Annotated in this window: 9 protein-coding genes; 2 read left to right on the forward strand and 7 right to left on the reverse strand. The window is 43.3% G+C overall.

Annotated features, from left to right (window positions below; genetic code table 11):
- Positions 1-13: 13 nt before the first annotated feature.
- The 3 genes from A3774_RS05735 to A3774_RS05745 form a co-directional block, all read right to left on the reverse strand.
- Entirely contained in the window at positions 14-2,059 is a 2,046-nt protein-coding gene (locus A3774_RS05735; protein ID WP_067864505.1) for a methyl-accepting chemotaxis protein, read from the reverse strand.
- Positions 2,060-2,426: 367 nt separating this feature from the next.
- Positions 2,427-2,651, reverse strand: coding sequence for a hypothetical protein (locus tag A3774_RS05740; RefSeq protein WP_067864508.1), 225 nt, complete (start codon positions 2,649-2,651; stop codon positions 2,427-2,429).
- Between the two features lie 14 nt (positions 2,652-2,665).
- Positions 2,666-3,814 (reverse strand): Na/Pi symporter, encoded by a 1,149-nt coding sequence (locus tag A3774_RS05745; RefSeq protein WP_067864511.1) that lies wholly within the window; start codon positions 3,812-3,814, stop codon positions 2,666-2,668.
- Positions 3,815-4,371: 557 nt separating this feature from the next.
- On the opposite strand from A3774_RS05745, the gene A3774_RS05750 reads away from it, so the two are divergent.
- Complete coding sequence (locus tag A3774_RS05750; protein WP_075107912.1) at positions 4,372-5,976, forward strand: ABC-F family ATPase; 1,605 nt, start codon at positions 4,372-4,374, stop codon at positions 5,974-5,976.
- Positions 5,977-6,159: 183 nt separating this feature from the next.
- Here A3774_RS05750 and A3774_RS05755 read toward each other — a convergent pair whose 3' ends face one another.
- The 3 genes from A3774_RS05755 to A3774_RS05765 form a co-directional block, all read right to left on the reverse strand.
- Positions 6,160-6,507: a hypothetical protein gene (locus tag A3774_RS05755; protein WP_067864517.1), complete on the reverse strand. Its 348-nt coding sequence runs from the start codon at positions 6,505-6,507 to the stop codon at positions 6,160-6,162.
- Positions 6,508-6,713: 206 nt separating this feature from the next.
- Positions 6,714-8,144: a magnesium transporter gene (gene mgtE / locus A3774_RS05760; RefSeq protein WP_067864520.1), complete on the reverse strand. Its 1,431-nt coding sequence runs from the start codon at positions 8,142-8,144 to the stop codon at positions 6,714-6,716.
- A 184-nt stretch (positions 8,145-8,328) separates the two neighbouring features.
- Entirely contained in the window at positions 8,329-9,258 is a 930-nt protein-coding gene (locus tag A3774_RS05765; RefSeq protein WP_067864523.1) for a DUF808 domain-containing protein, read from the reverse strand.
- Positions 9,259-9,411: 153 nt separating this feature from the next.
- On the opposite strand from A3774_RS05765, the gene A3774_RS05770 reads away from it, so the two are divergent.
- Positions 9,412-9,750, forward strand: a complete 339-nt coding sequence (locus tag A3774_RS05770) for a DUF2956 domain-containing protein (protein ID WP_067864526.1) — start codon at positions 9,412-9,414, stop codon at positions 9,748-9,750.
- Positions 9,751-9,761: 11 nt separating this feature from the next.
- On the opposite strand, the gene A3774_RS05775 is transcribed toward A3774_RS05770, so the two are convergent.
- Positions 9,762-11,477 carry an HAD family hydrolase gene (locus tag A3774_RS05775; RefSeq protein WP_231867947.1) on the reverse strand — a complete coding sequence of 572 codons (1,716 nt, stop codon included), beginning with the start codon at positions 11,475-11,477 and terminating at the stop codon, positions 9,762-9,764.
- Positions 11,478-11,756: the final 279 nt, after the last annotated feature.

Below are 11,756 nucleotides of genomic sequence, written 5' to 3' on the forward strand. Positions count from 1 at the left end.
GTTGGTACCATCCTTAGGTTTTAAATAGGTTTACCACCCGTTGTAGCTCTTTACCTGCATTATCAAGTTCGTAGATCGCATTGGCCATCTGCTGGCTTGATTGAGAGGTTTCCATCGCGATTGTGCTGATATTTTCAACATTGCGGCTGATATCTTCACTGACAGAGGTTTGCTCTTCGGCGGCTGATGCAATCTGCATACTGGCATCGGATATGTTGGCAACAGATGCTGTGATGGCGGTTAGGGCTTCACCGGCCTGAGAGGTCATATCGACACTGCATTTTACTTTATCGTTACTCAGCTCCATACGTTCTACCGCATTACGTGTATTGCCTTGTAAACGCTCGATCATCTCTCTGATCTCAGTGGTAGAGTTTGCCGTTTGTTGTGCAAGATTACGCACTTCATCGGCAACGACGGAGAAGCCACGTCCGGCATCCCCTGCACGGGCCGCCTCGATCGCCGCATTCAGGGCGAGTAGGTTAGTTTGTTCGGCTATATTTTGAATCACATCCATAACCGTACCAATGGCGTTACTATTGGATTCAACCTGTTCAATCATGCCCGTCAGTTCGTTAACTTCATTCGAGATACTTTGAATAGAGCTAACCACTTGCTGTACCAGCTGGTCACCGTTTTGAGCTTCAGAGCTTGCCATCTGGGTTTGCTGCGCGGCTGATGCGGCATTACTGGCAACTTCTTCAGAAGTCGATGTCATCTCGGAGATAGCAGACGCCACCATTTCGGTTTCTTGTTGCTGGCGATCTAAATCACCATTGAGACGTGAAATACCGCCCGACACTGTATTTAGGTGGGTGGTTATTGTATGCATCGTGCTGTTTAACTGACGTGTCACATTACGTAAACCTGCCACGGTCGCTTTGGCACTTCGGCTCAGTTGGTGGATCTCATTTTGGCTGTTCTCTGAACCCATATCTGTATCAATGACAGTGGTTAAGTCGCCGTCACCAATCGCTTGCATATAGCCACAGATCTTCGCGATAGGTTTTAGACGGGTGCGTAAGGTAATCAGTAGTAAGAAGGTGATCACAATGGCGCTGATAATCGAGATAATGGACATCTCTATTAGCAGAGTGTTTTTAGCTTGAGTCAGTTCTTCGATATCGTTTTGTACGATCACACCCCAATTCCATTGCTTATTTTTTGTAAACGCAATGAGCTTGTTCTGTTCCTCACCTTCCGGTGTTGAAACGGTGAACTGAAGGGTGCCGCGCTCAGTATTATTAACGGCATCAAGTATCTGCTGGCCATGCAGCGAGACATCAGTGATTTTTTCGATCTGATTATTCGGATGTAAGATCAACTCACCAAAGTGTTCGCCCTCGGCCAAGTTCACAATATACGCGTAGCCACTTTCACCAATGCTCAGCTGGCTAATGGATTTTTTTAGTGTTGCTAAATGGGAGGTATAGTCAAAGCCCACATAGAACAGACCGGCCACGTCCCCTTGTGCATTTTTAAACGGGACATACTTGGTCATATAGTGGCGTTCTAAAATATAGGCAGGCCCTACGTACTCTTCACCGTTTATCAGTGCTTGATAGCCGGGGTGGGATTTTCCCAACATAGTGCCGATCGCTCGCTCGCCATCGTTGTTACGAAGGGAGGTGCTGACTCTAAGGAAATCATCGCCCACACGCATAAAGACGGTGGCTGTTGCGCCAGTCATTTGGCTAAATTGATCAACCTTGGAAAAGTTATTAGTAATCGCTTCTCCGTTATTCATCAAAAGAGGGACTTCATATTGGCCGACACTTTCTTGCATAAAGCTATCGGTGGTCATCGCGCCGGGAAATAGGCTGACAAAAACAGAACCTAACTCAGCCGTTTGCTGCTGGAGTGTTGTGTTGAAAAAGTCGATGTTATGGGAGAGGTGGTCAACCTGCTGTTCGACGGATTGTTCAACCGTCTCCATAAATGCATGATCAACTTCGCGGTTTATAAACAGGTTTAATGTTGTAAATATAACTACAACGATGACTAGCATTATGTAGGTAAGCTGTTTAACTATAGAGGAATCACGGAAAAATGAGGGCATTTTAAAGACAACCTAAAGTGATGAACTTTTTTTATGATATACCGAAACTACTGAACTAGATTATGAAAAGCAATATTAAAATCAGTAAAATCATATAGTTGATACTTAAGTTCTGCTTATTTGACCTAAAAGAATAAATATTGATAAGTTTCTGTAGGTTCGGTCTAGTGAAGTTTGCTAATTCGAGATGAGTTAAACTCTTGTGAAAGTCTCGTCAAAGGAAGGCTTTTGGTGCGGCTGTAGCTCGATATTTAAGATAATAGACCTTGGTTGGTGGTGGTCTAAGCTTATTTTTTGTAGGGATTTAAAACAAAAAAAGCCAATTTCTATTTAAGGAATTGGCTTTTCTATTATTCTTTCTTTGTATTTATTTATTCTTTTTGGATTCTTCAAGAAGATAAGCAAAAAAATTCTTAATGCTGTTCAAATTGAACTCCGCACTGCTCATGTGATGCTCTAAATCTTTGATCTCATGCTCTTGTTTTAGATGTTCACGACGAATCACTTCTTGCTTTAACTCTTGTAGTGTTAGCTGTGTTTCATCGATTAATTTGTTTAGTCTCTCAGTGGACAATATTTGTAAATTGCTCATAGGATTCCCCTTAATTAAAGTTGGCTGCTAATGCCCAAACAAAGGGCTGGGGCGACAAAGAACACGCCTAAAATATAACCTAGAGCGGCAAGTTTATTTTCAGCCGCTATTCCACCTAATGCATCTGCACATTTAACCGGTATATTTCTTAGTAGTGGTAGACCATAAATTAGCACGACACCTAGAATATTATAAACAAGGTGAATAAAGGCGATTTGTAGTGCTGCTTGTGCGTTACCTGTCACAGCGGTGGCTGCAAGTACAGCTGTCACACAGGTACCAATATTCGCGCCCAAAGTGAATGGATAAATATCCTTCAATTTGAATGCGCCAGAGCCTGCAAGTGGCACCATTAAGGACGTGGTTGTAGACGATGATTGGACAAAAATAGTGACTAAAGTGCCGGATGCAATACCCGATAAAGGTCCGCGACCAATCGCTGTGTGCATAATATCTTTAGCTTTGCCTACCATCAGCTTTTTCAACAACTTACCGACCATGGTAATGGCAATAAAGATGAGACCAATACCAATTAAGATCAGTGCAATACCGCCAAGTTGATCGCCGAAAGAATGGGTTACATCTTTAACTGTATTGACGACTGGGGCGGTTGCTGTTTTTACAAAGTTAAAACTCTTAATCGATGAGTCACCAGAACCGTAAAATAGGCTTGATAACCAACTGCCTATTTTCTCTAAAAGGCCAAAGGCGATTTCCAATGGTAAGAAAATCAGTACCGACAGTAAATTAAAAAAGTCGTGTACGGTTGCGGCTGAAAAAGCGCGCTTGAATTCTTCCTTCGCACGGACGTGACCAAGGGAGACGATCGTGTTCGTGATAGAGGTACCTACATTGGCCCCCATAATCATAGGAACCGCAAGCTCCACAGGAAGACCGCCAGCCACAAGCCCGACAATAATAGAGGAGACGGTAGAAGATGACTGAATTAATGCTGTGGCTATAATACCAACGACAAGCCCTGCAAAAGGGTTACTCGCGAAAGAAAATAGTTCACTCGCATGACCCGCTGAAGCCATTTTAAATCCACTACCAATCATGCCAACAGCACAGATCAATAAATAGACTAAAAAGCTAACCATTATCCATTGAAGATAGTTGTGATACTCGCCTTGCTTGGGAAGTACCGCTTGATTGTTTTCCATGTTTGGGTTCTACCTAATAATTGAGATGCACATGGATAGTAGCTCTGGATCTTTGCAAAAATATGACTAACGATAAGTTAAGAGGAACGCTTTCCAAAAAAATGGCGCGAGATGAAAGGGGCGTGTTTATAGATATTGAGCTGTTGCCTAAAGGGAAGTAAAGCGCGATGAGTGCAGATTGAGTAAAACTTGTCTATGGAGACCTAGGGTTAATCTAGCGGTTTGTAGTACTGTATTGGCTACATACGGTATCCCTACACTAATGCCCCAGTCATCTAACGCTTTATAACGCCGATAAAAGATATAGGCGATTCAGTGAATTTATCATTCATGTTTCTTTAACTTAAAACGTCACAGCGTGATTCTATTTTCCCAAATATGACAGAATCAACCTTTAATAAAAGGGGAGGCCGTTGGCTGTTTTTATATGCGTAATTGTGTGTTTCTTGTACGATTTACCTCGACATTTCAAGCATAAATCTTTATAGTGCGCCTCCCATATTTAGGCCTTTTGTAGGGGTCTGTGTTCTTCATTTTATCGCTTAGGTACCTCCCTTTTGATTTCTACCGCAAACATCACCATGCAGTTTGGCTCTAAGCCTTTATTCGAAAATATTTCAGCCAAATTTGGTAATGGCAACCGCTACGGTCTTATCGGTGCGAATGGCTGTGGTAAGTCAACGTTTATGAAGATCCTAAGTGGAGAACTCACACCGACGTCAGGCAATATCTCTATCACGCCGGGCTATACGGTTGGCACCTTGAGTCAAGATCAGTTTGCTTTTGAAGAGTACAGTGTTATCGATGCTGTTATTATGGGCGATGCGCCGCTTTGGGAGGTTAAGCAGGAACGTGATCGTATCTATTCTTTGCCTGAGATGTCTGAAGAAGATGGTATGAAGGTCGCCCATCTTGAAGGTGAGTTTGCTGAAATGGATGGTTATACCGCTGAGAGTCGTGCGGGTGAAATCCTTCTTTCTGCGGGTATAGCAGAAGAGTTGCACTGGGGCCTAATGAGCCAAGTTGCTCCCGGTTGGAAACTGCGTGTTCTTTTGGCGCAGGCGTTATTCGCGAATCCTGATATTTTGTTATTAGATGAGCCGACCAACAACTTGGATATTCATACGATTACCTGGCTTGAAGAAGTATTAAATCAGCGTAAATGTACAATGATTATCATCTCCCATGACCGTCATTTCTTGAATTCAGTGTGCACTCATATGGCAGATATTGATTATGGTGAGCTGCGTATCTTTCCTGGTAACTACGAGGATTTTGTTGCAGCGTCTACGCTTATTCGTGAACAGCTTCATGCAGACAATGCAAAGAAAGCGGCTGAAATAGATGATCTTCAGCAGTTTGTAAATCGCTTCTCTGCCAATGCATCTAAAGCTAAACAGGCAACATCCCGTGCTAAGCGGATGGAGAAAATAAAACTAGATGAAGTTAAACCATCTAGTCGTGTAGCACCTTATATTACGATGAAGCAGCACCAAAAACTGCATCGCCAAGCGCTGGTTATCGAAGATCTCTCTCATGGATTTGATGGTGAAGTCTTATTTTCTGGCGGCCATATGATTCTTGAAGCTGGCGCGAAGTTAGCCGTTATAGGCGAGAACGGTGTGGGTAAAACGACATTCTTACGCTGCTTGCTTAACGAACTCAACGTGAACCATGGCGAAATAAAATGGGCAGAAAATGCAGAAATTGGTTACTGCCCACAAGACAGTAGCGATGAGTTTGATAATGATCTGACCTTGTTTGAGTGGATGTCGCAATGGCGTACACCTAAACATGATGATTTAGCGGTACGTGGTATGTTGGGGCGTTTGCTCTTCACTGCAGATGATGCCAACAAAAAAGCAAAGGTATGTTCAGGTGGTGAGAAAAACCGTCTATTGTTTGGCAAACTGATGATGTCAGATACAAACGTTTTGATCTTAGATGAGCCAACCAACCATTTAGATATGGAATCTATCGAAGCGTTGAATAATGGGTTAGCTAATTATGATGGTACGATCATCTTTGTTAGTCATGACCGTGAGTTTGTATCCTCATTGGCGACGCGTATTCTTGAGATTAAAGATCATAAAGTGATCGACTTCCAAGGCACGTATGATGAGTACCTAACGGATCAAGAGAAAGCCAGTAAGGTGGCTTAGTCACAACGACTAGGGGTATTGTTGAAGGAGGTCATTAGATTGCCTCCTTATTAAAATAAAGCTGAACAGCTGTTTTTGACGATAGTGGGACCGCTTATTTAAGGTTGATTCTATCTATTCACAGGGTTCAGTTTTTTTATGCGCTATTTTTACCAGAGATGAGATCTCTCAGTTTTATCAGCGTTAATTTATAAACTGATCCCTTGCTTCTCTGCATTTATCGGGTGTCATATCTAAGTCAACGGTAGGAAGTTTATCGGTTACGCGCCGACCTTCTGGATTAATACGTCTTGAATAGATAAGTTCCATGCTGGGTGAGCTGGATTTATAAGCTCGTCTGCGGCGGTCCGTGGTCGATTTTCGTCGCTCAGTGTTTTGATATTTTTTAGCTTGGTATTCAGCTAACCATTCACTTGCATGCAGTAAGGTTGGTAGGTTAGGGCTGACTTGGCCGCTGTGAGGGCAAGCCCAGTAATAGATGAATTTAAAATCATCTAAATCTTTAATGAGTTTTAAGGATGCGCTAGACATAACGTTCTACATTCCTTGTAGAGAAAAGGTTATCAATAACAGCTAAATATTGAGTTAACAGGATATGCCCAATCATACGGTTAATTAGCGATGGTAAATATAAGAAAAAGTCTTAATTTACCCTTAGCTCTGTAGGACGTTTGTTTTATTAGCTAAGTCTATTTATTCGCTCGGAAAGGGGGCTTGGCCGAAAAGGTGCGAAGGGTTTATAAAATCACAGCGGCCAGTCCTAAGAATATTAAAAAGCCTAATGTATCGGTGGTACCGGTGATGATAACGCTGCTACCTAAGGCGGGATCTTGTCCAAGACGTTTTAATGCAATGGGGATCGCTACTCCGATAAGGGAGGCAAACAACATAGTGCTTAACATAGCGAGCATCATGACTAAAGAAAGGTAAATATTGCTATAGAGAAGATAGGTAATAAAAGCGGTAATGCAACCCCATATAAGGCCATTCATAAGGGAGATGGAAAGCTCTTTTCTTAGTAGTTGTAGCGTGTTGCTTGCGTTTAGTTGTTTTGTAGCTAAACCTCGTATGACTAACGCAACGACTTGATTCCCTGCATTACCACCAATATTAGCGGTGATCGGCAGTAGTGCCGCCAGTGCGACGACTTGGGTAATTACAGTTTCAAACTGATCAATAATACGTGAAGCAATAAAGACAATTAAAAGATTCAGGGCGATCCAAGGCCAGCGGTTTTTTGCGGACTTTGATATAGGATCAAATAGGTTTTCCTCTTTATTCAAACCCGCATTAAGGAGTAGTTTTTTATGGGCCTGCTCCGCTATTAAATCCATCAATGCGGTTACACGTAGAACACCCACTAACTTATTATGGGCGTTGACAACCGGTGCCACAGTTAACTCGTAGCGTTCAAAGCTCCGAGCAGCTTCTTCGGCAGAGCTATTAGTGTGAAACGTAATAGGCTTATCGTCGAGCACATCCGCTATAGGTAGGTCGCCACTATGGGTTAATAGATCCTCTAATGCGAGGGTTCCTTTTAGATGCCCATAATCATCCACGACCATAATCTGGCCTGAGTTATCAGGCAAAGACCCTTGGCGTCGGAAAAACCTTAGTACGACATCGAGTGATATATCATCACGTACAACGGGTATATCAAACTCCATCCAAGCGCCAACGCACTCTTCAGGAAAACTCATCGCTGAGCGGACACGATCACGCTCTTCGCTGGGTAGAGAGAAGAGTAAATCGGGAGCGATCTCCTTCGGGAGTTCTTGCACCAAGTCGGCGATCTCATCACTTTCTAGATGCTGGGCTGCGGCGGTTAGAATCTGAGCATCTGAGTGGTTAATGAGCTCATGCTTTACTGAATCAGACAGCTCAAGTAGTACCGCACCTGCTTTCTCTTCATCAATTAAATGCCAGATCAAAGGGCGCTGTTCTGGTGGAATAGATTCAAGGAGTAGAGCGGTATCTGCAGGGTGTAACCGATTAATGAGCTGGCCAAGCTCGGTTAAGTGCTGTCTATGGGTCAGAGATTCCACAAGAGAATGTTTAGGCTGTTTATTTTGGCTATGTAGCCAAGCTTCAATTACCTCTTTGCGATTGATAAGTAACTGAATACGTTGAATCGATTGTGATAAATGTTGTGTGTGGAAATCAGACAACAGCTTGCTCCAGCTAGAGATATTTAACCATTATATTTACACACTATATTTACAAATTGTTACAGGCGATAGATGCTTATTACGGTGGTATATCGGAGAGCGACAAACTGGTTGTATTGGGGTTCGTCACACGCCTTAATTATTGCATGAAGTAATAAAAAAGGTTTATCCGATTCTAAAAAGTCTATTCCGCCGCTTGCTTAACGGGAAGAACCGCTTTTATCGCTTGAATAATCAAAAGGACAATTCCTCCAGCAATTACACCACTTAATGCCTCTAGTAGCGTGGAAACAATGACCATTAATATAGTGCCGGAACCGTCTATTACCTGCTCAATAAAATGATGCAAGAAAGGCAAACCATGAACAAGTATCCCACCACCCACCATAAACATGGCGATCGTGCCGATAATTGAAAGCGCTTTCATCAGTTTTGGCGCAGCGGATAAGATTCCTCGACCTAAGGCTTTCTGAAAGGGACTGCTATCAGGGTTACGAATAAGATATAGCCCTATATCATCTAATCGAACAATACCCGCCACTATGCCATATACACCTACGGTAATAATAAAAGAAAGACCAATTAATACGGAGAGTTGGGTGAGTAGTGCAGCGCCCGCCACTGTGCCTAAAGTAATAACGATGATCTCTGCGGATAAGATGAAATCAGTTCTAATAGCGCCTTTTATTTTTTGTTTTTCAAACTCAACAATATCTACATCTGTATTTTCAATCGCCAATTTAAGTTCTTTATGATGGGCTTCTTTTGATTCTTTCGAGTGGAATAGGGCGTGGAATACTTTCTCAAACCCTTCAAAGCATAAAAACAGTCCGCCGAGCATCAATAAAGGGGTGATCAGCCAAGGAATAAAGTAACTAATGGCCAGAGCAGCAGGCACAAGAATCATTTTATTCAGCAAAGAGCCTTTAGCAACCGCCCAAATCACCGGTAGCTCTCTATCAGCTTTAACACCGGAGACTTGCTCAGCATTTAGGGCTAAATCATCACCTAATACGCCTGCGGTTTTTCGTGCGGCGACCTTGGTCATACTCGCTACGTCATCCAGCAGGGTTGCAATATCATCAATTAGCGCGAAAAAGCTGGAGCCAGCCATGTTGTATATCCTTAATAAGCTGTTGATTTAGGAGCGGGTAGTATAACGAGTTTATATGAATATGCTCTGACTCGTCGTTGATCAGGTTTAGAGGCGAGCCTGTTATTCAATCTTACTTACAGTGATAATAGATGCCAAATCTTAGGAGCATGTATGGCGAAGAAATTAAAGGTATCGGATGAAGTGGTTGCTGAAGCGATGCAAGTGGCGAAGGCGACCCAAAAACCGGGCCAGACGAAAGAGCAAACCAAGTTGATTGCCCAAGGTATTCAAAAAGGGATTGAGGAGTATAAAAAGCGCAATAAGGAAAAAGCGCGCGCTTTAGATAAACGGAAACGTAAGTTGAATGAAAAAGCGAGCAGCCTGACTGCGCAGCAAGCGGACGATAGCGCTCTTACACCAGACGTTATCTATCGTCAAAGCAAACTCCCTTGGGCGCTTTTACTCCTGAGTTGGGTGGCGTTTATTGCGTATATTTATCTGGTGGCATAGCCAACGACTCATTAGTTTCTTGGTCTGTTTTTTCGACATGAGAGCACTAAAGCCCAAAATTCAGAGAAGTCATTTACAACGACATCAGGTTTGTAGGGGTAACGTTCAGTACCGGGGAAAATCTTATTTAACCAAGGTAGATCCCATTGGGCACCGTTAAAAAACACACTAGTAATCCCCGCTGATTTGGCGGCAATCACGTCAGTGGTGCTGTCGCCTACATACCAAATGTCGGCGCCGAGGGGGATATTTAAGTTCTCGGCTGCTTTTAGTATTTGGTCGGTGTGGGGTTTACGCTCAACCGTATCATCGCCACAGATCTCGGTATCAAATAGATGGGCCCAACCGCCATCGACGGTGTTGAGTTCATGGACAAAAAATTCACGATCTCTATTGGTGATAACACCAACAATAAGGCCTAATTTACGCAACCCTTCGAGCATGTTTTTTACTTTAGCTTCAAAGGGAAGGGCGGTTCCATAGTATTTACGGTAATGCTCTGTGAAGCCCTTGTGAGCTAAGGTTTTTGCCACATGGTTATCAGCAAAGAGAATCTCAAAAATATCAGTACGGGATATTTTACGGTCGATCTTTATTTTCGGGTGAAGGCTTAAATTATCACGGACATATTCGACGAGGCGTTGATCATCAGGGGATTTGCACTTAGCGGTATCAACAAGGTGCTCTAATAACCCCAGCTCTTTTAACTCTTTCAACATATCATCTACGGCGTGGTACATCGCATCTAAGGTATCCACCAGTGTGGCATGCCAATCAAAGAGGATCACTTTAGGGTAGGTCAGTTTTGCAACCGCAGGGTGCCAGTCAGGTTCTTTGTGTTCCGCTTTAGGTTGGCGGGGCGGTAATCGAGCAGGGCGTTCAGAAAGTAGCACTGGAGATAGCTCGGTTTTCTTACTAGCTAACACTAGATCGAGTAGTTCATCAAAATCATCAATAATAATATCGGGATCGTAGCGATGGTGGGCGTGCTCGGCAAAAACCTGCTCAAACCAATGGGGTGCCCAGAGTGCGCCGTTATAGAAAATACGAGTGACGCCGGCTTTAGTCGCGGTCATCATATCGGTGACGCTATCCCCTACATACCATAAGTGCTCATCAGCCTTTAAATTAAGCTGTTTTGCGGCTTGTAGCATAGCATCCGGCGCAGGCTTGTAGCGCTGCATCTCATCGCCGCATAAGGTTACATCGAAGAGATCTTGCCAGCGGCCATCTTCAACCATTTCCAGTTCAGGGTCGAGAAATTCACGACTACGGTTGGTAACGACCCCAATTTTTATCCCAAGTTTTTTAAGATAGATGAGATATTCGTACATTCCATCTTGGAACGGTTTTACGCTGCCATAGTGATGACGGTAGCAATCGTTATAGGCTTTGTGAGCGATCTGGTTGGCTTCATCATTATCACCAAATATGGCATCGAAAACGTCTGTTCTAGAGATGCGCTGTTCAGCTAATACACGGGGATGGAGATGACGATAGATTCGTATATAACGGATCAGCTTTTCATCATCTTCTGTTTTGGCATCTTCTTCAGGAAGGAGGTGACGTACTAAGTCCAACTCATCAAGTTGAGCTAGCATCTCTTCAATAGCTTGATACATCGCTTGGTGAGTATCAACTAGCGTACCGTGCCAGTCGAATAACATCAGTTTCGGGCAGGGGAGTAGAACGCTGTTTTCAATAGGGGCCTGTGTTGTATTCGGCACACCGGATCTCCTTATACATCATGAACCATACAAGGATTAGTATAGACAGGAATTGGCGAATTTTTTCATAACCCTTCGGCCAAAGGTTGGCCTCCCACAGACAAACACCTGTAGGAGCTCACCCTGTGAGCGAATGAATTATGCTCCAAACCATAGAATCCAAACCCTTCGGCCAAAGGTTGGCCTCCTACAAACAAACACCTGTAGATACTCTGTTAATGCTCAAGCTTTTTTTCACTGAAATTGAATAATTTATCAGAATCAAAAGCTTCGCATTGA

Source organism: Neptuniibacter marinus, from assembly GCF_001597725.1.
GTDB classification, from domain to species: Bacteria; Pseudomonadota; Gammaproteobacteria; order Pseudomonadales; family Balneatricaceae; genus Neptuniibacter; species Neptuniibacter marinus.